At 51.1% G+C, this 25,634-nt stretch carries 16 protein-coding genes and 1 riboswitch; of the genes, 8 read left to right on the top strand and 8 right to left on the bottom strand.

The genetic code is table 11. The features are described 5' to 3' along the window. Positions 1–84: 84 nt before the first annotated feature. The 8 genes from BMZ56_RS17370 to BMZ56_RS17335 all read left to right on the top strand — a co-directional run bounded on the left by BMZ56_RS17370 (position 85) and on the right by BMZ56_RS17335 (position 17,946). Positions 85–3,204: a SusC/RagA family TonB-linked outer membrane protein gene (locus BMZ56_RS17370; protein WP_090628816.1), complete on the top strand. Its 3,120-nt coding sequence runs from the start codon at positions 85–87 to the stop codon at positions 3,202–3,204. Positions 3,205–3,211: 7 nt separating this feature from the next. Continuing rightward, complete coding sequence (locus tag BMZ56_RS17365) at positions 3,212–4,879, top strand: RagB/SusD family nutrient uptake outer membrane protein (RefSeq protein WP_245893276.1); 1,668 nt, start codon at positions 3,212–3,214, stop codon at positions 4,877–4,879. Positions 4,880–4,981: 102 nt separating this feature from the next. After that, on the top strand, positions 4,982–5,497 hold the full coding sequence (locus BMZ56_RS17360; RefSeq protein ID WP_090628814.1) for a hypothetical protein: 516 nt from the start codon (positions 4,982–4,984) through the stop codon (positions 5,495–5,497). A 65-nt stretch (positions 5,498–5,562) separates the two neighbouring features. Then, positions 5,563–9,792, top strand: a complete 4,230-nt coding sequence (locus BMZ56_RS17355) for a two-component regulator propeller domain-containing protein (protein WP_090628813.1) — start codon at positions 5,563–5,565, stop codon at positions 9,790–9,792. A gap of 127 nt (positions 9,793–9,919) precedes the next feature. Further along, complete coding sequence (gene lipA, locus BMZ56_RS17350) at positions 9,920–10,801, top strand: lipoyl synthase (RefSeq protein ID WP_090628811.1); 882 nt, start codon at positions 9,920–9,922, stop codon at positions 10,799–10,801. A 57-nt stretch (positions 10,802–10,858) separates the two neighbouring features. After that, the gene (locus tag BMZ56_RS17345; protein ID WP_177195189.1) at positions 10,859–11,344 is read left to right on the top strand and encodes a methylated-DNA--[protein]-cysteine S-methyltransferase; all 486 of its coding nucleotides are present in this window, start codon (positions 10,859–10,861) and stop codon (positions 11,342–11,344) included. Between the two features lie 393 nt (positions 11,345–11,737). Continuing rightward, entirely contained in the window at positions 11,738–15,046 is a 3,309-nt protein-coding gene (locus BMZ56_RS17340) for a UvrD-helicase domain-containing protein (protein ID WP_090628810.1), read from the top strand. Continuing rightward, positions 15,043–17,946 (top strand): PD-(D/E)XK nuclease family protein, encoded by a 2,904-nt coding sequence (locus tag BMZ56_RS17335; protein WP_090628807.1) that lies wholly within the window; start codon positions 15,043–15,045, stop codon positions 17,944–17,946. Before BMZ56_RS17340 ends, BMZ56_RS17335 begins: the two co-directional genes overlap by 4 nt. Before the next feature lie 5 nt (positions 17,947–17,951). Here the strand turns inward: BMZ56_RS17335 and BMZ56_RS17330 are convergent, their stop codons facing one another. The 8 genes from BMZ56_RS17330 to BMZ56_RS17295 all read right to left on the bottom strand — a co-directional run bounded on the left by BMZ56_RS17330 (position 17,952) and on the right by BMZ56_RS17295 (position 25,542). Next, on the bottom strand, positions 17,952–18,992 hold the full coding sequence (locus BMZ56_RS17330) for a HesA/MoeB/ThiF family protein (RefSeq protein WP_090628805.1): 1,041 nt from the start codon (positions 18,990–18,992) through the stop codon (positions 17,952–17,954). A gap of 24 nt (positions 18,993–19,016) precedes the next feature. Then, positions 19,017–20,126 (bottom strand): 2-iminoacetate synthase ThiH, encoded by a 1,110-nt coding sequence (thiH, locus tag BMZ56_RS17325; RefSeq protein ID WP_090628804.1) that lies wholly within the window; start codon positions 20,124–20,126, stop codon positions 19,017–19,019. Between the two features lies 1 nt (position 20,127). Further along, positions 20,128–20,904 carry a thiazole synthase gene (locus BMZ56_RS17320; protein ID WP_090628802.1) on the bottom strand — a complete coding sequence of 259 codons (777 nt, stop codon included), beginning with the start codon at positions 20,902–20,904 and terminating at the stop codon, positions 20,128–20,130. Next, positions 20,876–21,595, bottom strand: a complete 720-nt coding sequence (thiE, locus tag BMZ56_RS17315) for a thiamine phosphate synthase (protein WP_090628801.1) — start codon at positions 21,593–21,595, stop codon at positions 20,876–20,878. Before thiE ends, BMZ56_RS17320 begins: the two co-directional genes overlap by 29 nt. Next, entirely contained in the window at positions 21,592–22,191 is a 600-nt protein-coding gene (locus BMZ56_RS17310) for a thiamine phosphate synthase (protein ID WP_090628799.1), read from the bottom strand. Before BMZ56_RS17310 ends, thiE begins: the two co-directional genes overlap by 4 nt. Positions 22,192–22,199: 8 nt before the next feature. Then, positions 22,200–24,068 (bottom strand): phosphomethylpyrimidine synthase ThiC, encoded by a 1,869-nt coding sequence (thiC, locus tag BMZ56_RS17305; RefSeq protein WP_090628798.1) that lies wholly within the window; start codon positions 24,066–24,068, stop codon positions 22,200–22,202. Positions 24,069–24,093: 25 nt separating this feature from the next. Continuing rightward, the gene (thiS, locus tag BMZ56_RS17300; RefSeq protein ID WP_090628796.1) at positions 24,094–24,297 is read right to left on the bottom strand and encodes a sulfur carrier protein ThiS; all 204 of its coding nucleotides are present in this window, start codon (positions 24,295–24,297) and stop codon (positions 24,094–24,096) included. Positions 24,298–24,343: 46 nt separating this feature from the next. After that, positions 24,344–24,451: riboswitch (TPP riboswitch) on the bottom strand. A gap of 29 nt (positions 24,452–24,480) precedes the next feature. Next, on the bottom strand, positions 24,481–25,542 hold the full coding sequence (locus BMZ56_RS17295; protein WP_090628794.1) for an Mrp/NBP35 family ATP-binding protein: 1,062 nt from the start codon (positions 25,540–25,542) through the stop codon (positions 24,481–24,483). Positions 25,543–25,634: the final 92 nt, after the last annotated feature.

Raw genomic sequence — 25,634 nt, 5'->3', positions numbered from 1 at the left:
ACAATAATTACCCCGTACAAAGGGATATTCCCGAATACTTTTGCTCGCTGTAACTATTTTATAAACGTATATAAACCTATACAGATGAGCAAACGTTTTACAAAAAAGCGAAACTACGGTTTCGTGATTGCACTGTTAATATGTTGGATGGAAATGGCCTATTCCCAGTCTCAACTTACAGTGACCGGAAAAATCGTTTTCCAGGACGGTGCGCCCGCCATTGGGGTCAGTGTAGCGGTGAAGGGAACCACTATCGCTACGGCATCGGATGACGATGGAAACTACCGGATTTCGACACCAAGTACCGGTACGTTGGTGTTTACGCAATTGGGTGCTGTACCACAGGAAATCGCTGTCGACGGCCGCACCATCGTCAATGTAACACTCGAAAGCGACGTGTCAGCCCTGGATGAGGTGGTTGTGGTCGGATTCGGCACCCAGAAAAAAGTAAACCTAAGCGGGGCCGTTGCACAGGTGAGCGGAGATGCATTGGTGAATCGGCCCGTGGCCAATGTAACCGGTGCCCTGCAGGGCGTTTTGCCGGGGGTGACAGTCTTCCGCGGCAGCGGAAAACCTGGAGCAGAAGGATACGGTATACGTATACGGGGATTCTCTTCATCCAACACCACCAGTGCGTTGGTGCTCGTAGATGGCATCCAAATGGATATGAACCTGCTGAACCCCGATGACATCGAATCTATCTCGGTATTAAAAGACGCCTCCGCGTCGGCCATTTATGGAGCTCGTGCAGCAGGCGGGGTAGTCTTGGTGACTACCAAGAAAGGTACCGCAGGAAAAACCCGCATCAACTTCAATAGCTATTATGGCATCAATGCCACGGCCCGCCAGCCTCAACGGTTAAATTCGTGGGAAGAACAGATATTGATAGACGAATCGCGCCGCAATGCGACGGGAAATCCGGAATTCAGCGAAGAGCAAATGGAGTGGGTAAGCAACCCCAACTTCTCCGTACGTCCTAACCCTACGCAGGATCGTTGGGAGTACTTCGGCAACAACAATTGGCTCAAAGAGGGGATGGACAAATACAATGGTATGCAGAATCATACGCTTTCGATAAATGGTGGATCCAGCCAGATGAATTACCTGGTTTCGGGCGGTTACTATAAAAGAGATGGCGTGCTGCGCTATGGGCCGGATGATAATTCGAGGTATAACCTGCGGGCCAATATCAATGCGGAGCTCAACAAGTACCTCAGTGTGGAAGTGGTGGCAGGATACATCGGTTCCATCGTGAACGAAAACGCTTATGGGACAGAGCAAATCATCAACCGCCTCTACCGTAGCCGTGCCCGCCAAAGTTTATATGTGCCCGCCGAAGATATCACGGGTCAACCTTATAACGGCGACTTGCAAATCAATGCCGTGGATATTGAAAAGAATGGAGGCTTGGAGCAACGTATGTATGAATCGTTTACCGGAAGGCTCAACCTCAAGGTGCAAAACTTGGTCAAGGGGTTGACTTTTGATTTGTCGGGATGGCGCAACCAAGACTATTATTCCATGGAAAATGACAGTCGTACGCTGCTGTGGTACGGACGGACCACCAACACGGTCCGATTTCGCATAAACGACCCCAATACCAAAAGCATGGCCAAGAATCGGGGTTATCATAACAACCTGCAAGGCGTGTTTACCTATAACCTATCCCTGGCCGATGCGCATAATTTTACGCTGCTCGGTGGCGCGTCGTTCGAAGAATATCGGAAAGATGAGTTTTCGGCGGGTGCCCAAAGCATGATCACCAACGATTTCTTCAGCTTCAATTTTGCCGACCCATTGACCAAAACTAACGGCGACAAGATTGAAAGTTGGGCGATGGGGTCTTTCTTCGGTCGGCTGAATTATAACTTTCGCGAAAAATACCTCTTTGAGGCGTCTTTCCGCTACGACGGTAGCTCGCGGCTTGCGCCGGAAAATCGGTGGCAGTTGTTTCCCTCCTTTTCTGCGGCATGGCGTATTGACCAGGAAAACTTTATGCAGGATCAGTCGATCCTCTCAGCACTTAAGCTAAGAGGGTCTTGGGGGCAATTAGGGAACGGTGCCGTACTTGGATTGTATGATTACATCGCACTCTTAACCAGCGGACTTACCCAGACCAACAACCTTGTCTTTAACGATATTAGAACGCAGTATTTTTACCAAAACCAACTGGCCTCCCCACAGAAAACGTGGGAAACGGTACAGCAGTCGAACATCGGTATCGATGCCGGGTTCCTCCATGACCGGCTATCCCTTACGGCCGATTACTACGTGAAACGTAATAAAGATATGCTCGCACAGCTGAACCTACCCAACATCATAGGGATCAATGTCCCCTCCATGAATATCGGTGAACTGAAAAGCTGGGGTTGGGAATTTGATATCCGGTGGCGTGATCGGATTAACGCATTCAATTACCGGGTAGGGTTCAATATTTCCGACAATCAAAATGAGCTCGTACGGTACGATGGACGCAATTCGATCGGCAATGGTGGTGTGGTGGAGCTGCTCGAAGGTTATCCACTCAACAGTGTTTGGGGATACCGCACAGATGGATTCTTTCAATCACAGGAAGAATACAATGCCTATAAGGAACAAGTGGTCACACCGTTTTTTCCGGGCAATGCCGGAGCAGGCGATGTTAAATACCTAGATCTGGATGGGAATGGCAGTATCAATGCGGGTGAGGGAACGCCCGAAAATTCGGGAGACTTAGTCTATTTGGGCACCACCAACGCCCGGTATACGTATGGATTGGATTTGGGTTTCGATTGGAAGAACGTTGACTTCTCCATCTTTTTTCAAGGGGCGGCCAAGCGGAAGTTCCTCATCAACGAAGGAACGCTCTCTCCCATGCTGGGTACCGCTGATATGCCTTGGACAATTCATATGGACCGATGGACACCGGAAAATCCGGACGCATACTTCCCACGTATGTATCAGACCAGTGCACACAATTATAGGTCCTCCGACCGATGGGCACAGAACGGTAGTTATGTCCGGTTGAAAAACCTGCAGCTCGGCTATACCGTCCCTATCCGGACGGATAAAATCCAACGCTTGCGCGTATATTTTTCGGGTCAGGACCTGTGGGAATCGACCGACGTGATGAGCGTATTTGATCCGGAAGTGGGCAACAATGTTGGTGCAACCACCTATCCGTTTTTCCGTTCTTATTCCTTTGGACTGAATGTTACCTTTTAATCGAACAATGATGAGACAACCCAATAAAACCAAGAGCTTTATCCGGATAGCCATTATCTGCTTGGCAGGAATTGCCAGCAGTTGCAGCCTGGACCGTTTTCCGGAAAGTGAATTCAGCGATGTGGATTTCTGGAATACAGAGACCGATCTGATGAATGCGACCAATAGACACTACCAACTGCTGGCGGGCTTCCAATTAGACTCCCGTGGTGACGACAACGTTAACCAAACCGCCAATTCCGTAAGTAATGGTACCCGAACCATTCCCAATACCAGCGGCGACTGGAATAACCCGTATCGGGATATCTTCACAGCAAATAATATTTTGGAAAAAGGGGGGAAGGCCCAGGTTTCTGACGAAATCAAGAACCGATATTTCGGCGAGGCACGTTTCTTCCGGGCGTATGCGTATTTCAGCTTGATACAGAAATACGGCGATGTCCCGCTGATCCTGAAAACCCTCGATACCGATGCCCCTGAGCTTACCATGCCCCGCACACCGAAAGCAGAGGTCATCCAGGCGATTTATGACGACCTGGATTTTGCGGCGGCGTGGTTGCCCACCCATCAGCAGCTGCCAACCGCACAATATGGCCGGGTAACGAAAAGTAGCGCGCTCGCACTAAAAGCCCGGATAGCCCTTTACGTAGGTACCTATGCTAAATTCCACAATGACGGCGACTGGCAGTCGCATCTCACCTTGGCGGTGCAGGCGGCCCAGGCAGTGATGGATCAGGGACACCAATTGTACCCTACCTATGATGGACTGTTTCAGCATGAGGCCGAAGGGCCGGACAATACCGAAAACATCTTCGTAAAGATCTATGGAGTAAGCCCTTCCAACTTGATTGTGGGACACAACTACTCCCGCGACATGGAAAACGGACGCAACGCACCCACACGGAACCTGGTGCGGCAATATCTTTATTCGGATGGGCTGCCCGCTTTCAATGAACTAAACAAGCCTTCTTCAACCCGTTCCATACATTTTATTGAGGAAAACGAAGAGGATGGTTACAACGCGATCTTTCAAAATCGTGATCCGCGGTTGGCAATGACGCTCTTCCAAGCCGGAGAACAGGCCTATAAAGGCCCCTGGATTCCGACGACTACCTTGGGATCACGTTCGGCTTTTGCTGCAAAAAAAGGGTTCAACATTGAAGACTGGCAGACGAACGGTGCCGGAACTGTAGATAAAATTCTCATCCGCTATGGGGAAGTGCTGCTCACGTATGCCGAAGCAACCTATGAATTGAATGGCTCCCTCAGCGATGCGGATCTGGATCTCACCATCAATGCGTTGCGACAACGGGCAGGCTTTTCTGCACGCCTTTCCAATGCGTTCGCTCAGGTCAATAACCTTGATATGCGCGAAGAAATACGAAGGGAACGGACGGTTGAACTGGCCCTGGAAGGATTTCGCTACGACGACCTGATCCGCTGGAAAACTGCAGAGACCCTGCTTCCAGAGCAGCTGCTCGGAGCTAAATTTGATGCAGAGGACTGGGTGGGCGCAGATCCCTCTACCTTGAATATCAACAGTGAAGGGGTATTGGTCGTGGAAGATACTAACGTACGGTCGTTTGATTCTGACCGCGATTACCTGTATCCGGTTCCATTCAATGAGGTCACCCTAAGTGGTGGCAGCGTGGTCCAAAATCCCAATTGGCAATAAGTATAAACCATTGAACAATGAAACCTGCCCTGTCAACGCCTGATACAACAAGGCGATGAACATGCAGGTTCCATTAGACTATTAAGAACAAACTATTTTCTAATGAAAACACAAAATGTATTAATTGCGGCGCTCCTGTTATCCGGCGTATTGTTTACTGCCTGCGAAGACAAAGACTATCCCGCAGGGCTATCGGAATACGAACATCACTATTACATCGTATATGTACCCAACAACAACAGCGGCGTTACTGTAAACAGAAGCCAAAGTGAGTTGCTCAAATTCCCGGTGCAGTTTTATTCCGAATTTACTAGGAATTACGATGCAGTTGCCCACTATTCAGTCGTTACACCCGATGGCGTTGACGCCGCCGTCATTGACGAAGATTTCCAGATTGTAGATCGTGATGGAAACGCCATTCAGCCGGATGGAAACGGTAAATATTCCATCGTATTTCCGCAGGCAATAAAAGCCAAAGATACGGTGTATGTCAAACTGCTCAACAATCCGGCGCCCGGCACCCGGGTGGTAGAGATCAATTTCGAGGACAACATTACACCCGACTATCGCGTCGATATCTTTTCTACGGCCTTTCGGCGCACATTAACCATTGAGTAGTATCCCAGTTGGGAATAACCCATTAATTTTCGATATTGCACTGAAGTTAATGCCTTTGGACGATTATGATGTGCTGCATTGCACGAATTTTTATTTCCGTAATACTTTTGTCGCTTGGTGATGCGGCGATAAGCCAGGTCAGTGACAAATCGGTTAGATTTACACGCATCGGTTTGCGTGAAGGTCTGTCTCAGAGCAGTATTTTTTCGCTTTGCCAAGACTACCTCGGTTTCATGTGGGTCGGTACGCGTGACGGATTGAATCGGTACGATGCACGCAAATTTGTTACCTATCGGAATACCCCATCGGACACCACATCGCTTGCCGACAACTACATCATGTCCTTGTTGGAAGATCGTAAAAACAGGCTGTGGGTGGGTACCAGCTCAGGCATCTGTTTATACGATCGGTATTCCGATAGTTTCAAGCGGTTCCCGTTGGTTAATAATCAGTCAGGTAACACGTTTTCCGAACCGATTGTGTCGGCCATCGTAGAAGATCGAAGCGGCCGGGTTTGGTTTGCAACATCGCAAGGGTTGTATTGCCTTGAAGAAGGGAAAAATTCCATGCAACTTATCCTGGTATTCGATGCGGCAATGTATAGTGCGCAGGGAGTGCCCTTGGGATGCAACAATGTACAGTCACTGTATGACGATGAGCGCGGAAATATCTGGTTGAGCACGGTAAACGGAGTATTGGTTTTCGAGCCATATCAGGCTGGTCGTTCACTACAGTTGATCAAGCATTTTCGTAAACGGCCCGGCGAGCTCAATAGCGAAGACGTGCGGGTGGTCCAAGGTTTAGATAGCGGTATATTTTGGTTTGGCACAAAGAACGGAGGAATCAATGTATACAATTCGCGGACAGGAGTCTTTCACTATCTTATGCACCAACCCCAGGCACCGGACTATTCGTTGGCAAGCAACGACGTGCGATCGATCCTCAAAGACCGCTTCGGGGGGTATTGGATAGGAACCATCAATGGGCTTAATTATTATGCCGAGGATACGGGCTTTTTAACTTACTCCAACAACGATTACGATCCGTTTTCGCTCAGTAATAATTCAATCAGGCCGCTTTTTCAGGATACACGCGGATCGTTATGGGTAGGCACCTATTATGGCGGCGTATGTGTATATGATAGGCACATTCCCGTTTTTCAGAATTATGCGCATAGTCCATACACTTCCAGTTTGAGTTACAATGTGGTAAGTGGTATTCTTGAGGATGCCGACCAACAGCTGTGGATTGGTACGGAAGGCGGCGGCTTAAATTACATGGATCGTACAGGCCAGGTATTCCGACACTTTAAGCACGACCCAAAAAATCCAGGCTCATTGAGCCACAATCATGTCAAGTCACTCCACCTTGATCATCACGGAACCTTGTGGGTGGGAACGTATTCCGGTGGATTGAATGTATTGAAAAAAGGCTCAAACACCTTTCAGCATATTAAACACGACCCCTCGATTTCCCATTCGCTGTCAAACAACAATGTATACGCAATCCGGGAAGATGCAGGGGGAAACATGTGGTTTGGTACGTATGGAGGTGGGCTCAACCTCAAACTCCCCGGGCCCGACATGCAATTCGAAAGCTACCGGGCGGGCAAAACGGGCCGCTATCACCTTAGTTCCGATTTGGTGCGTATTGTTTTTATCGATAGCCGCAACAACCTTTGGGTGGGTACAGAAGACGGACTCAACCTGAAACGTGCTGGGTCCGACCGGTTCGAGGTATTCCGGTTTTCGCTGAATGATCCCCAAAGTATCGGCGGCAACATCATCATTAGTATCTTTGAAGACAGCCAGCAACGGATATGGTTTGGTACCTACAAAAACGGACTGAACCAATACCATTACGAGACCGATTCATTCAGCCAGATTACTGAGCAGGATGGATTACCCGGCAACAACATCTTTGGCATATTGGAAGATGCCGGGAAATTGTGGCTGAGCACAAATAATGGCATTTGTTCGGTCGACCCCGAAACGGGTGTTATTAAGTCCTATAATACGAAAGATGGCATTGGCGGCAATGAATTTTCCATCGGCGCTTACTGCAAAACTGACGATGGGCAATTGATCTTTGGGGGCACGCATGGCCTTACGTGCTTTGATCCAAAAGATTTCAGCTCAAGCTCCTATATACCTCCAGTAGTATTCACCGATTTCCGACTATTCAACGAACCGGTGGTTCCCAGCGATGACGGAGTATTGAAAAAGCCGATCTCCATGACCGATACCCTCGTATTGAGCTATGCTCAAAATATCTTTACCGTGGAGTTCTCAGCCATCAATTATGTATTGCCTGAAAAAAACCGGTATGCATACCGGTTAGACGGACTGGAAAACCAATGGAATTATGTGGCCAATCCGTCAGCCACCTATACCAACCTGCATGCAGGGACCTATACACTCTTGGCTAAAGGGGCCAGCAATGATGGCATCTGGAATGAAACCCCGGCCGCGTTGACCATCCGGATACTGCCGCCACCTTGGAAAACATGGTGGGCCTACCTGAGTTACACTGCCTTGATTGTGGTCGGCATTTACATGATCATCCGATTTACCAAAATCCGGAGCCGTTTGGAACACGAGTTGCAGTTGGAGCACCTGGAAAACGAGCGACAACGTGAAATCAATGAAATCAAGCTGAACTTTTTCACCAGTATCTCCCATGAATTCCGCACGCCGCTTACCTTAATCCTTGCTCCGGTGCAGCATCTGCTCGCACATGCTAAGCTGGAAGAAAACGCACGGACAATGATGACGACTGTAAAAAACAACTCCTTGCGATTACTCAACCTGGTGAACCAATTACTTGATTTCCGGAAACAGGAAAGCGGAAATTTTCAGCTCGCCATAGCTTCTCACAATTTAGTGGCGTTCATCGATCGGATCGCCCTTGAATTCAGGCATTATGCCGAAGAACAACAAATCCGGTTTGAATACAGTAAGCCGGTAGCACCTGTAGAGGCATGGTTTGACGCTGATCAACTGGAGAAAGTAGTTTACAACCTGCTCTCCAACGCCTTCAAGTTTGCACCCGTCGGGGGCAATGTGCAACTCATGGTTGAAAAAGTTAAGCCGTCACCGGTATATCCTCTCGGATCTGCTATCATTCGTGTATGGGATAATGGGAACGGAATTCCCGGCGACAAGCTGGAATCCATTTTCGAATTTTATTACCAGCTTCACACGGTCAACGAGAAAAATCGGGGGCAACTGGGTTCTGGAATCGGGTTGGCATTGGCTAAAAACCTGACGGAGATGCATGGTGGTGAAATCACCGTTGAGAGTTATCATGGCACCGATAAGCCGACCTACACTTGTTTTACAGTTACGTTGCCGTTGGGTAACCTGCATGTTGACGCTAAGGACCTCGCGTGTCCATCGGAAGCTGCCGATAGTGCGCGGATTCTGCGACCCCCTGAACCGGATTCGGACTCGTTACGTGCTTCCAACATCATTACTGCGGAGCCCCGCAATACGGACCGCTCCGTTGTCCTTATCGTAGAAGACAATGCCGACATCCGACAAATTATAGCCCAAACCCTCAATGACGACTATTCGGTACTGGAAGCTGCTGATGGCTTGGAAGGTTGGCAACTGGTCACCTCTCGGTTGCCCGATCTTGTTATTACCGATATTATGATGCCAGAGGCAGACGGCATTACGCTGCTGAAAAATATTAAGCAGAACATGGCTACTGACCATATACCGGTACTACTGCTTACGGCGCGTTCTTCCATGGAAAATGTCATCACGGGGCTCCAGTCCGGCAGCGATGACTACCTCACTAAACCCTTCCATCCGGATGTGCTCACACTCAAAATCCGCAATATCCTAGCTGCTCGTGAGCGCTTCCGCAAAAAATTTATACGGGATTACGTGCTTGCTCCGCAACAGGCGGTTGAAGGCCCATCAGCCGATCAGCAATTTCTTCATAAAGTAATCCGAATGATCGAAGACAATCTCGGAGAAACCCAATTCAATGTCAGTATGTTGTCCAGCGAGTTAGGCATGAGCCGTCCAGTTTTATACCGCAAACTTAAGCAGCTTACGGACTTGAGCGTCATTGAACTGATTAATGTCATGCGACTCCGCAAAGCTGCCCAGTTGTTGGCACAAGGCGACATGCCCATCAGCCAGGTGGCTTATCACGTAGGATTCAACGATCCGAAATATTTCGGCAAGTCATTCAAAAATCATTTCGGCAAGTCACCCAGTGAGTATGCAGCATTGGATGCAACAACACAGAAAGGCTTATTGGCACAGGAGCTCCAAGTATAAGTGAGGCAGTTACTGTCGCCGCGGAAAAAGTGAAACGACTTGCTGCCTGTTTGCATAGTGTCAGATTATCCGGTGCTCCTAGCTAGGGGTGCCTGGAATCTAAATATTAATGCCTAACTTTGTGGCTATGATCGAACTTCCTGTCATTCCCGCCCACCAGCTACAGCGCAAGCCCGATTGGCTGCGTGTGAAGCTTCCCGTGGGAAAAGAATACCGGCACGTCCGTGGGTTGGTGGACGAGCATAAGTTGCATACCATCTGCGAGAGCGGTAACTGCCCGAATATGGGAGAGTGTTGGGGTGCTGGTACAGCTACGTTCATGATATTGGGCAATATCTGTACACGCTCGTGTTCGTTCTGTGCGGTGGCTACCGGACGGCCGCTGGCGGTCGATTTGGATGAACCTAACCGGGTGGCGCAATCGGTCAAGCTCATGGAAGTAAAACACTGTGTGATTACCTCGGTCGACCGAGATGACCTAAAAGACGGAGGATCCATCATCTGGGCGGAGACGGTAAATGCGATCCGTCGTGAAAGTCCTGGTACGACGTTGGAAACCTTGATTCCTGACTTTAAAGGCCAATGGGAAAATCTGGAGCGCATCCTTGCCGTGCGCCCCGAAGTAGTATCACATAATCTTGAAACTGTACGCCGTCTTACCCGCGAAGTGCGCATACAGGCAAAATACGACCGCAGCCTTGAATGCCTGCGCCGGATCTCAGCCGCAGGGCTGCGTACCAAATCGGGTATCATGTTGGGCTTCGGCGAAACGGAAGCCGACGTCGTTGAGGCGATGACGGACCTCTATGAAGCAGGGGTGCATATCCTAACATTGGGGCAATACCTTCAACCTACAAAGGCACACCATCCCGTTGTTGAATGGATTACGCCGGATCAGTTTAACTACTACCAAGAGATCGGGCTGCGGATGGGATTCAAATATGTAGAAAGCGGTCCGTTGGTTCGATCGTCATATCATGCCGAAAAGCACTTGTTCGATATGCAATAGCCTTTTGCTGATCTACCAATAGACCGCCCGTCGCATGTCGAATGCTGCGTTTTAACTATGGAAATACAAGAAGCATTTATCCAGACGCCACTCGGCATCACGGTCATTAAAGGCAATGAAGGAGGGGTAACAGCTATTTTGGTGCTAAATGGTGATGCCACGGCACCGTCATCGCATGTTCCGAACAGTCTGAAGCCTGCCGTAGACCAATTACAGGAATACTTTGCGGGCACCCGCACTACATTTCAACTGAAGCTGAATCCGCAGGGCACGGACTTCCAGAAAAGTGTTTGGCGGGAGTTGGTTAACATACCCTATGGGAAAACCATTTCTTACCTGGAGCTTTCCCGCAGGCTCGGCGATGTGAAAGCCATCCGAGCTGTGGCAGCAGCAAACGGACAAAACCCCTTTTGGATTGTGGTGCCTTGTCATCGTGTCATTGGTCGCGACGGATCCCTCACTGGTTATGCGGGTGGATTATGGCGCAAGAAGTGGTTGCTGGAACACGAAAGTCCTTATAAGCAACAGTCGATGTTCGCTTGATTTAGCCCCTATTTTCTCTTTTTATTCGATCCCTTTGCGCTAACGTGTACCCATGTTAGAGGTTCTTGTCCCCAAGGTATTCCTACCTTTTTATGAAAAGAAACTGAAAGAATAGGGAATTAAAACGGATATACTACGCTATTTTATCGTCTTTTGGTCGTCTATTAATCGTCTGTTGATCGTCTTATAAACGACAAATAGATAACCAATATAGTAACATAAGATATCAAATATGAGTCGTAGCTCACTCGTTCTTCCGTTATCTTATGCTTCCTTTTCAGAAAAAGGCCATGAAATTTAGCGGGTCGATTCTCAACGCATGGCATGGCATGGATGGATTTGCATCTACTATTCCGTTAGGATTTGTTATCTTCACCCTCGAAACACGCGATAATGCCCATCATACCACCATTGAAGATACTCAAGGCATCGGCAGGATCTGGCAAGACCTTCAGCCTTACCGCGCATTACCTCACTCTCCTGTTCTCGGGTGAAACAAAGTACCGCGAGATTCTTGCCATTACCTTTACCAACAAGGCGACAGCAGAGATGAAAAGCCGTATCCTGAAGGTGTTGGAAGCCCTGGCTACAGGCGACGGTTCCGAGAAAGACGATGCTGCAGGTTATCGCGAAATCCTCCTGGAAAGCTATTCGCACTGGGATGCCGTTACGTTGCGGCAACGTTCAGCCGAGGTGTACCGCAAAATCCTTCATGATTACAGCCGCTTTGCGGTCAGCACCATTGATGGCTATACGCAGAAAGTAATACGGGGCTTCACATTCGAGCTGGGCATCGAAGCAGGATATAAACTGGAGATGAACATCCGTAAGGTAAAAGCGGATCTTGTGCTTCGCCTCAATCGCCTGCTTGACGAGCGGCCCGACCTACTGCAATGGATCATGGACTATGCCCAAACGCGCATCGACCGGGATGAAAACTGGAATTATCGGTGGGCACTGAGCGACCTCGCCTCGGAAATTTTCAAGGAAGATTTCCAGGATTTCGATAAGGCCGTGTCCGATATTCCCGAACAGGAACTGTTCGCCAGCCTTGACAGCTACTGTAAGGAAACCATCAAACAGTTTGAAGATGCTTTTGAGCAGTTACTTAAAACGGCAGCGGAGCGGTTTGTCGCTTCCGGAGTAGACGTGATGGATTTGGTGGGGAAGTCGCGTAACCAGTTGGGCAAATTGGGTAGCCTGTCTGCCCAGAATCCGTACGATGTTGTCAAAAAGCTGGAAAAATACATCCATGCGCCAGATGAATGGCAAAAAGGGGGGCTGGTGGGCCAGATGGCCGTGCTATATCGTGATTTGAACCCCTTTTTGGAACGACTGTATGAACTGTATACCGCACAAAGTCCGGATTATTACCTGGCTAAATCCATCGACGAAAACCTTTACTACCTGCGGCTGCTCAAAGAAATGAGCGCACTGCTGGCCGAATGGCGTAGGGACAATGGGGCACAGCTTATCAGTGATGCCCAGATCTTGCTCAACAACATCGGCACCAACGAATCGGGCGACCCAACGTTCATTTGGGAGAAAACGGGTAATCGCTTCCGGCATTTCCTCTTTGACGAGTTTCAGGATACTTCGCGGAAACAATGGAGTAACCTGCGCCCCTTGCTCATCAATGCGATGGGAAACGCTGCCGGTAAACGGAGTGAGCACCTCATCGTTGGCGACGTCAAACAAAGCATCTATCGTTGGCGGAACGGCGATTGGCGTATCCTGCTGGACCAGGCAGCGCAGCAGATCGGTACGGCGTTTAATACGATCGACACCTCGTCGCTCATCCAGAACGAAACACTGGAAACCAACTACCGTAGCTACGAAAACATTGTGGCGTTCAATAACCTGGTTTTTGAGCATGCCGCGCAATGGTTGCAGCACCGCCTGAACGAGCGTATTCAGACCGAGCTGGGTGATGAAGAATATGAACGCTGGTGGAAATCCACCGGCAACCACGATACCATCATCCGGGCATACAGCGACAGCCGACAACAATTGCCTTCTTCTATGCAAAAAAAAGGCGGTAAGGTACAGGTGGATTTCATCGACGTGGGCAGCAACAATCACCGCGCCAGTGCCGTGAAGGAAGAAGCACTCGGCCGTTTGGCAGATACGCTCATCGGATGGTTGTCTTCAGACACCTACCGTCCTGGCCAGATCGGTATCCTTGTCCGCACCAACAATGAAGCCCGTGAAGTCATCCAGTACCTACTCGATAAACAGCGGGAATCCGGTGTTGCATTTGACGTCATATCAGGCGATGCGCTGGCATTAGCCAGCCATCCGGCGGTCCGGCTGTTGGTGGATACGCTGCGCGCCCTGATGGGCAAGTTTCCTGATACGGCATTGTATGTGGCCAACTGCATCCACCTGTATAGCCAATTGCTGGGCAGAGAGGAAAGCGTCTTACCCGATGATTGGGTACGGATCAGTACATGCAAACCGGCCAGGCTGACCGGGTTGTTGCCGGAACCGCTTTGCAGCAATTGGGAAACATGGTCCCAACTGCCCTTGGCAGAGCTGATCGAATCACTTATTGTCGCTTATGGGCTCCAGCCGAATGAAGAAAGTCTTCCGTATCTGCTTGCTTTCCGTGACCTTGTTGCTGCTTTCACTGCCAATGGGGAACGTGGAATACCCGCATTCCTGACGTATTGGGAGGAAGAAGGGATCGACCGAGCGTTGCCTGCTGCGGGTGACGCTGAAGCGATAGAGGTGTTGACCATCCATAAGTCCAAGGGACTGGCATTTGATGTAGTAATGATCCCGTTTTGCAGCTGGCCCATTGATGGGCGTACCAACGGCAATTTTTGGGTGAGCACCGAAGACACCCCTTATGCCCTTTTGCGTAAAACACCGGTGAAATATAAAAGCGACCTCGGTAAGTCTCGCCTTTACCAAGCGTATTTCGAAGAGATGCTCTTTAACTATATGGATGCCCTCAACACGCTTTATGTGGCAACTACCCGAACCCGTAGACATTTATACATCACCGCACCGGGCAAAAAGGGCGACGGCGAAATCAGTTCCTTGCTTGCCGGCGACTTGCTCTTGGAGACGTTGCCGGCGATTGCTGACGAGTTGGATGTAGCCTTTCATGGTGGGATGCAGTTAGGTGAAATCCAGAACGACGATGTTATGTGGGAGAATAAACCGGCCTCAGCCAGCTGGTCGTTTAGCTATTATCCCGCTTCCCTCCGGATGAAAGAGGAGCTGGCCCGCCCGGAAATAGCGGCCGAACTGGACATTGTGCGGCTGGACGCTGCAAAGCGGCGTGGGCAATTGCTGCATGAGCTGATGGCTGAGACAGCTTCGAGGAGCGATCTGGACGCTCGCTTGGATGCCTTGCAAGCGCAGGGACTCCTACGCGAGGAAGAACGCGCAGATGTATTGGCACTCGCCCTGAATACATGGAATCATCCGCAATTGACTCAGTGGTTTAGTGGCGACTATGTGCATTGGAATGAACGGAGTATCATCTTACCCAACGGACGGACACTCCGTCCGGATAAGGTATTGGTGCGCCCGGGTGAAACCATTGTATTGGACTTTAAATTCACGCAACACGAGGAGGAAGCGCACCTCAAACAGGTGGTCGACTATCAGCTGCTCCTTCGTGAAATGGGCATGCCGAACGTAAGCGGATACGTCTATTATGGAGAATTAAAGAAACTGGTTGCCGTATGAAACCTGATCCATTCCTCCGACAAGTTGCAGCAGATCTATTAGCCCGTTTTGGTGGCGATCTGAAAGACGTAGCCGTGGTGCTCACCAACAAGCGACCCATTGTCTTTTTGCGGAAACACCTGGCCGACTTAGCGGGCAAACCGATGTGGAGCCCCTCGTTTTTCACGATACAGGAATTTATCCGCCAATCGGCTACGTTACCGGAGGCAAGTTCGCTTACACAGTTTTTTGTCCTCCATCGGCTGCACAATGCGCTGCTGCGTGAGGAGGGACGGCCTGAGGAAACACCCGATGAGTTTTATCCATTGGCCGAAACCATACTGAGCGATTTTGCACAACTGGATTACGACTTGGTAGAACCAGAGGCGGTCTATGCCGAGCTGCGCGACATTGCCCTGCTCCAACAGCGTTTTCCCCACCTTTCTGCCGATCAGCAGCGATTTATGCGGCAGTTCTGGGAGTCTTTTTCGGTAGGCAAGCAGACCGCTATCCAACAGAAGTTTTTACAGCTATGGGGGCGCTTACCCAAGCTTTACCAACGGTTCAAAGAGGAGCTGGTCCAACAGAAATTGACCACCACGGCGGGTATCTACCGTGCGCTTGCAGAGAATCATGCAGACAATCCTAACTTTATTTCGATATATAAGCAAGTTGCGTTCGTGGGATTCAATGCACTTAACCGATGCGAAATCAACCTGTTCACGCAATGGCAGGAATCAAGGAAGGCGCTCTTTTACTTCGACGCGGACAGTTATTACCTGGATGACAACCTACAGGAAGCGGGACTTTTTCTCCGGAAAAATGTGCGGCAGTACGGGCTGCACAATGCGTTAGGCGAATTTCCGGCAACGTTGCGTTCAAAAGCCGATGACATCGAACTGATTGCCGCTTCTGGCAGCATAGCCCAGGCTAAATGGTTGTCGAACTTGCTAGTCGATCGACCTGCCGACCGGGACACGCCAACCCGTACCGCTATTATCCTGGCTGACGAAAGCCTACTGGTGCCGGTATTGCAAAGCTTACCCGATGGCATTGATTTTAATGTAACAATGGGTTATCCATTGTCACAATCTACGCTCTTCGGATACCTGGATGGCTGGCTGGGTATTCAGCAGCAATTGGCCACAAACCGTGGCCAATTCGTCCATCACCTCGACGTTGAAACGATCCTCACTCACCCGCTCAGTGGCCTATCGGCGGAAGAACGGGATGCGCTGCAAGGCAACATTACTGCCAACGAATGGCTGGAGGTACCTGTTGCTGAATTATCGCTGAAGTCAGGCAGCTATCCGGCGTTTTTTATGCCCCGAAGTGGCAATAAGGCTGTACTGGATGCATTGCATGCCCTGCTCGAAGGGGTGCTTACATACCGCAAGAATGCCCATAGCCTTCGGCATATCGAGGCGGTACTTATCCTGGCCGTCAAGAAAGCCCTTAACCTGTTGCAGGAAGGGCTGGCCCATTACCCCGAACTGTCGATGTCTTTCCTGTGTGCGCTGATCCGTAAGGCACTCCAAAGTATATCGGCGCCCATCGAGGGGGAGCCGCTGAAAGGTGTGCAGATTATGGGGCTGCTGGAAAGCCGCTGCCTCGACTTTGACGAGGTTTACATCCTAGGCGCCAATGAGGGCAAACTGCCCAACATCACCGTGGCTCCGACCTTCATCCCCGATTCCATCCGGCGCGCCCATGGCCTACCCGTTTTGGAGAACCAGGATGCCTTGTCGGCCTATCTGTTTTACCGACTGCTGCACCATCCAAAGCGTATTACCGTGGTGTATAATGCAGTGGTTGACGACCGAAACAGCGGGGAGGTAAGCCGCTTTGTCCGCCAATTGGCATTTGAGAGCCAGTTCAGGTTCCAACGCCGCATCCAGCAGCAACCCGTCAAAACCATTTCTGCACCGCCTTCACTCAGCCTGCCTAAAACCGGAGCGGCATGGCACAAACTGAGCCGCTATTTGGACGATGCCGATCCCGATCGTCCGAAATTGTCGGCCTCAGCGCTAACAACGTACCTGCAATCGCCGCTTCTATTTTTCCTCAAATACGTTGCCGGCATCAAGGAGCCGCCCAAGATCACGGAAGAGTTTGAAATGAATCGGTTGGGGCGGGTTGTACATCAGGCGATGCAGGATACTTATGAACAATTAAAAGCAGAAAACGATGCCATTACAGCCCATCGCATTCAAGCGAAGATAAAAATGCTTCCGCAGATCTGCTTGCAGGCACTGTCGAAAGAGCTCTACCGCGAGACCGGGAGAATCCAGACGCCCAACAGCATGCAGCGTATTCTGCTTAAAGTGGCTGAGGAGTATGCAAGGGTGTTCTTGCAGTATGATGCTACACACGTGGCCCCGCTGCGTATCGTAGAGCTGGAAAACGAACGGGATTATTCCATCGAGTTCCCGATCACCGTACAGGGAGAAGTTCGAACGGTTAAACTTTACGGCATCATCGACCGGGTGGATGAGGTAAACGGCAAGACACGTATCGTCGACTATAAGACCGGACGTGATGAGGTGAAATACAACGGGCTGGACACCCTGTTTGCTCCTGCGTCGGCTAAGAGCAACAAAGCCATGATCCAGACCTTATTTTATACGCATGTGTACGAGCAGGTAACGGGCAAGCGGGACGTAGAACCCAACCTCTATATTGCCCGCCGTCTCCGTAACGAGGGACCGTTATTTTACATGAGTGGGCGCGGCAAATATGTGGCGGAAGGCGAGGAACTCGAACGCATCAAAACGCAGTTTGTGGAGTTCTTAAGGCATACGCTTGAAGAACTGTTTAACCCGGATATACCCTTCCAGCACAATCCGGATGCGATATTGTATCCCAACGATCCCTACCGGGAGTTTATCGGACAGCCGCAGGCATCGGAAGAGGAACCCTGATGAAACTACGGCAACTGCTCGGCGTAAGCCGTCACACCCTGTTGCTTGGCCAGCTCAACGGCTATCTGGCTACGCTTACCGGAGGGGCAGAAAAATACCACGGGTCGCCCGGGGACAACCCACTCGTCAACGCGGTCTGGCAACTCGTATAGCGGGATGTTGACATGGGTGTCTTCATGGCCTTCTTCATACTCCCACGGCTCACGCACATCCACCAATAATGCATCCGTAGGCTGGACAACCGGCTCAAGGGGTACCTTGCCGCTCTCCGCAGGCACATATACGTAGTGAGGCTGTAAGGCTTGAACCTGCTTATTTTCTTCAATATCGGAAAAGCTGACCAATTGGTAACCATTCTCACCGATATCGATCAGAAGCAGTTTGCCTGTCAGGATCTCACCATAACCGCCGAGCACCTTGAGTGCTTCATTGGCCATGAGCGTGCCGACAATGCCGGGCAGGACATTCAGCACTCCGTCGATGGCGCAGGAGCCGCACGCTTCAGGAGGCTCGGGGTACAGGCAACGGTAGGTGGGGCCTCCCTGGTAATTAAATACCGATACCTGGCCTGTGTACCCGTCTATTGCACCGGATACGAACGGTACATCCGCAATGACGCAGGCATCGTTGACGAGGTATCGGGTTGCGAAATTGTCCGTGCCATCGATCACGAGGTCGTGCGCACCGATGAGCGTCAGCGCATTGGCGGTCGACAGCGCTTCGGGATAAGCGGTGAGCTGCGAGAAAGGCTGTTGGGTGGATAACTTCCGCACGGCCGTTTCTGCCTTGTTTTTTCCGACGTCATCGGGCGAAAACAATACCTGCCGGTGCAAGTTGTGGAAATTTATGGTGTCGAAATCGATTATAGCAATATGCCCCACACCGGCTGTTGCCAGGTACTGGAGCACCGGGCAACCCAAGCCCCCGGCACCTACCACCAATACACGGGCGTTTTTGAGTCGCTGCTGGGCCTCCTGCCCGAAGCCGGCTAATTTCAGGTGGCGGTCAAAATAATGAGTTTCCGCTTGGGTGAGTTGTTGTTCCATCAGTTTGTATGATATGAGAATGAGCTATAGCTGAAGGGCATGGTCCCAGTCTTTCCAAACGGGTTCATACCCGGCGTCCCTGATAACCTGTGCGATGACTGCCGGATCACGTGTATCATCGATCTCGAACTGTTCGAGACTCTGGGGCGCAACCGCATAACCACCGGGGTTGGTCTTCGAGCCCGCACTGATGGACGTGATGCCCAGCTTGATGATGTTGTCGCGGAAGCGTGGACTTTCGCGGGTGGATATGGACAGCTCTACCTCGTTGTTGAAGAGCCGCCACGCGCAGATAAGCTGCACCAATTCCCGGTCCGTCATCACCGACTTGGGCTGCAGGCCACCGGCGTGGGGACGCAGGCGGGGGAAGGATACGGAAAACTTACTTTGCCAATACGTTTTTTCAAGGTATTGCAGGTGCATAGCCGTAAAAAAACTGTCCGCCCGCCAGTCATCCAATCCCAGTAGCGCACCGACACCGATCTTGTGCATCCCAGCCCTGCCGATACGGTCGGGACACGCCAAGCGGTAGTCGAAGTTGGCCTTTTTACCTTTGGGATGGTGTTTTCGGTAGTCTCCCCGATGGTAGGTTTCTTGGTAGACCAAGACCGTATTTACGCCCAACGAACGAAGTTCGGCATAATCCGTTTCGTCAAGTGGCTGCACTTCTAAGGCGATGTGCTGAAAATGTTGCCTGACCAGGGGCAGCATTTGACGGAAATAAGGCATTCCGACCCATTGCTGCGCTTCACCGGTCACCAGCAGCACATGTTGGTAACCCATTGCTTTCACGGCAAACAATTCCTGGATCAATTCCGTGGCAGTTAAGGTCTTGCGTGGGATTTGGTTATCCAGACTGAACCCGCAATAGGTGCAGATGTTCTGGCATTCGTTCGAAAGGTACAGCGGCGCAAACAATTGGATCGTCTTCCCAAAGCGTTTTTGTGTAGCCTGCTGGCTTAACCAGGCCATTTGCTCCAAGAAGGGTGCCGCTGCCGGGGCAATCAGCGCCTTGAAATCAGCCAGGGTCCGTTGCCTGCGTGCCAACGCACGGCGTACATCCTCCGCCGTCGTACGGTAGATGGACTCCAGCTCCTTAATCCAGTCGTATTGGTTAAATAGCGGTATAAACATTTTATAAATCTAAAAATGCCGTCAATGGACTTGTTGCTGCCGCTGTGACCTGCTGACCGGGAAGGCCGGCTACGAACGCCTGCCGCCCGGCTTTCACCGCCCAGTTGAAGGCCTCGGCAATCGCTACCGGATCGCCTGCTGTGGCCATTGCCGTATTGACCAGCACCGCATCTGCACCCAGTTCCATCGCCCGTGCGGCGTGGCTGGGAGCACCGATGCCCGCATCGATCACGACCGGAATGGCGGATTGATCGATGATAATCCGCAACATTTCCTCCATGACCAATCCTTTGTTACTGCCGATGGGGGCACCCAGGGGCATCACAGCCGCTACGCCAGCCTCCTCCAACCGCTTACAAAGCACCGGATCGGCATGGCAATACGGCAGCACAACAAAACCCAGTTTGACCAGCTGTTCCGCAGCGGCCAGTGTCTCGATGGGGTCGGGCATGAGGTATTTCGGATCGGGATGGATTTCCAGTTTCAGCCAGTTGGTCTGCAGCGCTTCCCGGGCCAGCTGTGCAGCAAAGACCGCTTCTCGGGCATTGCGGACTCCCGATGTGTTGGGCAACAGGTGAATGCGGCCGGGTGCAAGATGCGCCAATAGCGCGTCCTCTGCCGGCTGGCTATGTTCCACGCGTTTCAGTGCGACCGTTACCAACTCCGTTTCCGAAGCCAGCAGGGCTTTTTCCATCATTTGGTGATCGCCGAATTTTCCCGTACCTGCAAACAGGCGGGATGAAAAGATCTTATCGGCTATTTTTAAGGTGTCTTTCATCTTTTGTTGATCGGTGATTCGTGATCGATGATTCGTAATTTATGGTTGGAAATGGGTTGTGGGCGGTCAGCTGAGCCGTAATGGCCCGGCATGCCGCCACCTTATCCATCGTTCCATGTATGGCTTTGGAAACGGCTACCCCGTAAATTCCGGTACCCATTAACCTGTCGATGTCGCCGATGGCAATTCCGCCGATGGCAATGATGGGGATACGGATACCGTGGGTCCGTGCGGCAGCAATGATCCGGTGAATGCCTTCATGGCCCAATACGGGACTTAGCTTTTCTTTGGTCGGTGTGAAGCGGAAAGGTCCCAAGCCGATATAGTCAATGTCATATTGGCTCAGCCGGAGCACATCGTCCAGGGTGTTGGCGGTGCATCCGATGATTTTGTCGGGACCGAGGAGATGCCGCGCATCCGAAGGGTGCATATCTTCGGCACCGATATGTACCCCATGTGCGTTCACGGCCTTGGCCACGTAGGCGTCGTCGTTGATGATCAACTTGGCGCGGTAGCGATCCACCAGCGGATAGATTGCCTGTGCCGTCGCCAGCCGTTCTTCCGTATCGGCATGCTTCATGCGCAATTGTATCCACCTACAGCCGCCACAGCAAACGTCTTCCACCTGTTGGGCGATCGGGTAATCGGTTAGTAGATGTGTAATGTAGTGCAAGGTATCAATGTGTTTCATGGTTTGTCTCCTTTCGTTAAACCAGCCGCCGCTGCCTGGCAGTTGGCAAACTGTTGTTGCGGCTGCCCCCCCTGCCAGATGTACCCCATAACGGCGGCAGCTTCGAAGCCATGTCGGTGCACGGCAGCAAGCCGGTTGGGCGTAATCCCACCCAGCGCCACCCATAGCGTATTTCCTGTCGGCTTCGGAACCATACGCAGCAAGGCATTGCCCCGGTAATCTTTTTTGGATACGCTATTGAATAACGGGCTGATGAATGCACGGTCGGCTACAGTGGCCGCGGCCCGGATTTCGGCGTGGGTATGCGTCGAACAGGAAATCTGTCCTTTATCCTGTATTTTATCTGTTTGAAGCAATACTTCCAGTGGCAGATGTACGCCCAATACGTCAAATTCGCCGGATAATGCCAGGTGGTTATGTATAATGATGCGTGGATGAAAATCCGTACGGATCGTACGTAGCAGTTCCCGTACCTCATGGCCGGTTGCATGGGGTTTGCGGAGATGGAGCCCGGTTAAGCCCGCGGCAAACAGATCATTGAGCACGGCTGCCTCGCCGCTGAAAAAATCTTCCCGTGTGATCACCAGCAGTTGCATACCACGTCCTAGGAGTAAAGTTCGAAATTGTTCTCGCGGAATTCCCGCGCTTTTTCGTCCATCCCTTTTTTCACGGCTTCGGCATTTTCTATGTGGTTTTCCGCGGCGTATTTCCGTACATCCTGCGTGATTTTCATGCTACAGAAATGGGGGCCGCACATGCTGCAAAAATGAGCAGTCTTGGCACCCTCGGCGGGAAGTGTTTCGTCGTGGTATTCACGGGCGGTATCCGGGTCGAGCGCCAGATTGAACTGGTCTTCCCAGCGGAATTCAAACCGAGCCTTGCTCATTGCGTTATCGCGATGTTGCGCACCCGGGTGCCCTTTGGCCAGATCCGCTGCATGGGCAGCGATCTTATAGGTAATCACGCCGTCTTTGACATCTTTTTTGTTGGGTAGGCCGAGGTGTTCTTTGGGTGTCACGTAACAGAGCATGGCGGTGCCGAACCAGCCGATCATTGCCGCTCCGATGGCCGACGTGATGTGGTCATATCCCGGCGCAATGTCCGTGGTTAACGGGCCGAGGGTGTAAAACGGTGCTTCCTTGCATGCTGCCAACTGTTTGTCCATGTTGGCTTTAATCAGGTGCATGGGCACATGACCGGGGCCTTCGATCATCACCTGTACATCGTGGCGCCACGCGATATCGGTGAGTTCACCCAGTGTTTCGAGCTCGGCAAACTGCGCTTCGTCATTGGCGTCCGCAAGGGATCCGGGGCGTAGCCCATCGCCCAGGGAAAAGGCGACATCGTACCGTTTCATGATTTCGCAGATTTCTTCGAAATGGGTATATAAGAAACTTTCTTGGTGATGGGCGAGGCACCATTTTGCCATGATAGAGCCGCCGCGGGAGACGATACCCGTGACCCGCTTGGCCGTCAGCGGTACAAAGGGTAGCCGTACCCCTGCATGGATGGTGAAATAGTCGACCCCCTGTTCGGCCTGCTCAATGAGCGTATCTCTGAAGATATCCCAGGTGAGTTCTTCAGCCTTACCGTTGACCTTTTCCAGTGCTTGGTAAATCGGTACGGTACCGATCGGCACCGGCGAGTTGCGGATAATCCACTCGCGGGTCTCATGGATGTTCTTCCCCGTGGATAGATCCATCACGGTATCGGCGCCCCATCGGGTTGCCCACACCATCTTCTCCACTTCTTCTTCGATGCTCGATGTCACCGCTGAATTACCGATGTTTGCATTGATTTTCACCAGGAAATTGCGGCCAATGATCATGGGTTCGGTTTCCGGATGGTTGATATTGGCCGGTAATACTGCCCTTCCCAAGGCGATTTCCTGCCGTACAAACTCGGGGGTAATGAATCCATCATGTACGTATGCCCCGAAATTTTGCCCTTTGTGCTGCTGCCACGCAGCATTGTCGTTACGATAGCATGCTTCCAGCCGCTGGTTCTCCCGGATGGCCACGAACTCCATCTCCGGGGTGATGGTACCCCGGCGTGCATAGTGCATCTGCGATACATTCTTCCCCGCCTTAGCCGCGCGGGGCTTTGCAGGGTGTTCAAACCGTAGGTGATCTAATGTAGGGTCAGAAAGCCGCGATTGGCCATAAAACGAGCTAACACCGTGCAGCAATTCGGTGTCTTGGCGTTCGGCAATCCAATGTTCGCGGATTCGGGGAATCCCCTTCCGTACATCTATATCGACGGATGGATCCGTATAGGGTCCACTGGTGTCATATACGGTCACGGGCGGATTGTCCTCCAGGTCGTTCCGGAAGCGGTCGGTGGTTTTGGAAAGTGAAATCTCGCGCATGGGTACACGGATGTCAGGTGTGCTTCCATTCACATAGATTTTCTTCGAACCGGGAAATGGTGTCCGGGTGATGGTCGTTTCGTTGGGAAGTTTTTCAGTTTTCATAGCTGTGTTGTTTGACGATATTGCCTTATCCCCCTTGGGCCGCTTTGACGACGATAACCCGGTCGTTGGGCTGGAGGATGGTGATATCCCACTGTTTTCTGGGAATGACGGTTTCATTAATGGCTACGGCTGTACCTTTGGACGGCTGGGCACCATAATCCCGCAACACGTTTGCGAGCGTGATTCCCTGATAAACGGTAACTGTTTGCTGATTGATGATGATTTCCATATGGGCACCTAGTTAACTTATGCCTTAGGAAGCCACCAAAAGGTGTGAGGGTTCCGTTACTTTTCCCTTCGCAGGCATTATCCTGAGCAGGTTATGAGGGTTATTCTCAGCCTCCCGTTCTTACGTCAACGGGAAAGCACCCCTAAAGCATTGGTGTCAAAGATAGGATTTTTTGTGATACGGTCAAACCGCAGCCTGAACAATCGCCAATTGCTGGGCGACCTTGCCGGCGATTTCCAAAAACGCTGCATGTGCAGGGCTATCTTCATCGATCATTACCGGCAGTCCATTATCACCGGAATCGCTGATGCTTTTAACCAGCGGGATTTCACCGAGGAAGGGGGCGTTGAACTGTTCGGCCAGGCGCTTGCCACCGTCTTTGCCGAAAATATAGTATTGATGATCCGGCAGCTCGGCAGGTGTGAAGTAAGCCATGTTTTCCACGACGCCCAGCAGCGGAATATTGATGGAATCCATCAAAAACATGCCGATTCCCCGTACAGCATCAGCCAACGCTACATTTTGGGGAGTAGTTACTACGACTGCTCCCGAGATGGGAAATCCCTGGGCCACGGTGATGTGCACATCGCCGGTACCGGGTGGCAGGTCTACCACCAAATAGTCTAATTCGCCCCAGTCTGCATCGTTAAACAGTTGTTTGACAGCCGTGCTTACCATGGGGCCTCGCCATGGAACGGGCTGGTTGGGGTCGGTGAAGAAACCGATGGAGAGCAGTTTCAGGCCGTATTTTTCGATCGGCTCGATTTTTGTCTTGCCTTCCGCAGTCTTGGAAGCTTTTGGACGGGCGCCCTCCAATCCGAACATAATAGGCAGCGAGGGACCATAGATATCCGCGTCAAGCAAGCCGGTTTTTGCACCTTTGGCGAGCAAAGCCAACGCTAGATTGGCCGCTACGGTAGACTTGCCCACGCCTCCTTTGCCGGAGGCAACAAGGATAATATTTTTTATTTGGGCTAATTGGCTGCTTCTCGTCCCTATAACGCGGGAGGTCATGTTGATGTCGACGGTAATATTTTTATCTACAAATAAGGCAATAGCATTGCGGCAGGCATGTTCGATGGGACCTTTCAACGGGCAAGCTGGTGTGGTAAGTTCCACGTCAAAACTTATTTTCGACGGCGTAATTTCCACATTCTTAATCATGTTCAGCGTAACCAGGTCTTTTTTAAGATCGGGATCATCCACATGGCTCAGTGCATGTAATACTTGTTCTTTCGTAATCATCGCGTTCCTCTCATTTGCGGAATACAAACCTACGGAAACGCGAACACAAACTTGTCATATCTTTGTTTTTAATGAGAATTATCCCGTTATTT

The organism is Parapedobacter indicus (genome assembly GCF_900113765.1).
Lineage (GTDB): Bacteria > Bacteroidota > Bacteroidia > Sphingobacteriales > Sphingobacteriaceae > Parapedobacter > Parapedobacter indicus.
The sequence above is the reverse complement of the archived record's forward strand: the minus strand, read 5'-3'. Positions and strand labels throughout refer to the sequence as shown.

Bases quoted from the DNA above. Each gene is read 5' to 3' on its own strand.
- BMZ56_RS17370 (WP_090628816.1), top strand. From the start codon at position 85: ATGAGCAAACGTTTTACAAAAAAGCGAAACTACGGTTTCGTGATTGCA.
- BMZ56_RS17365 (WP_245893276.1), top strand. From the start codon at position 3,212: ATGATGAGACAACCCAATAAAACCAAGAGCTTTATCCGGATAGCCATT.
- BMZ56_RS17360 (WP_090628814.1), top strand. From the start codon at position 4,982: ATGAAAACACAAAATGTATTAATTGCGGCGCTCCTGTTATCCGGCGTA.
- BMZ56_RS17355 (WP_090628813.1), top strand. From the start codon at position 5,563: ATGATGTGCTGCATTGCACGAATTTTTATTTCCGTAATACTTTTGTCG.
- lipA (WP_090628811.1), top strand. From the start codon at position 9,920: ATGATCGAACTTCCTGTCATTCCCGCCCACCAGCTACAGCGCAAGCCC.
- BMZ56_RS17345 (WP_177195189.1), top strand. From the start codon at position 10,859: ATGGAAATACAAGAAGCATTTATCCAGACGCCACTCGGCATCACGGTC.
- BMZ56_RS17340 (WP_090628810.1), top strand. From the start codon at position 11,738: ATGCCCATCATACCACCATTGAAGATACTCAAGGCATCGGCAGGATCT.
- BMZ56_RS17335 (WP_090628807.1), top strand. From the start codon at position 15,043: ATGAAACCTGATCCATTCCTCCGACAAGTTGCAGCAGATCTATTAGCC.
- BMZ56_RS17330 (WP_090628805.1), bottom strand. From the start codon at position 18,992: ATGGAACAACAACTCACCCAAGCGGAAACTCATTATTTTGACCGCCAC.
- thiH (WP_090628804.1), bottom strand. From the start codon at position 20,126: ATGTTTATACCGCTATTTAACCAATACGACTGGATTAAGGAGCTGGAG.
- BMZ56_RS17320 (WP_090628802.1), bottom strand. From the start codon at position 20,904: ATGAAAGACACCTTAAAAATAGCCGATAAGATCTTTTCATCCCGCCTG.
- thiE (WP_090628801.1), bottom strand. From the start codon at position 21,595: ATGAAACACATTGATACCTTGCACTACATTACACATCTACTAACCGAT.
- BMZ56_RS17310 (WP_090628799.1), bottom strand. From the start codon at position 22,191: ATGCAACTGCTGGTGATCACACGGGAAGATTTTTTCAGCGGCGAGGCA.
- thiC (WP_090628798.1), bottom strand. From the start codon at position 24,068: ATGAAAACTGAAAAACTTCCCAACGAAACGACCATCACCCGGACACCA.
- thiS (WP_090628796.1), bottom strand. From the start codon at position 24,297: ATGGAAATCATCATCAATCAGCAAACAGTTACCGTTTATCAGGGAATC.
- BMZ56_RS17295 (WP_090628794.1), bottom strand. From the start codon at position 25,542: ATGATTACGAAAGAACAAGTATTACATGCACTGAGCCATGTGGATGAT.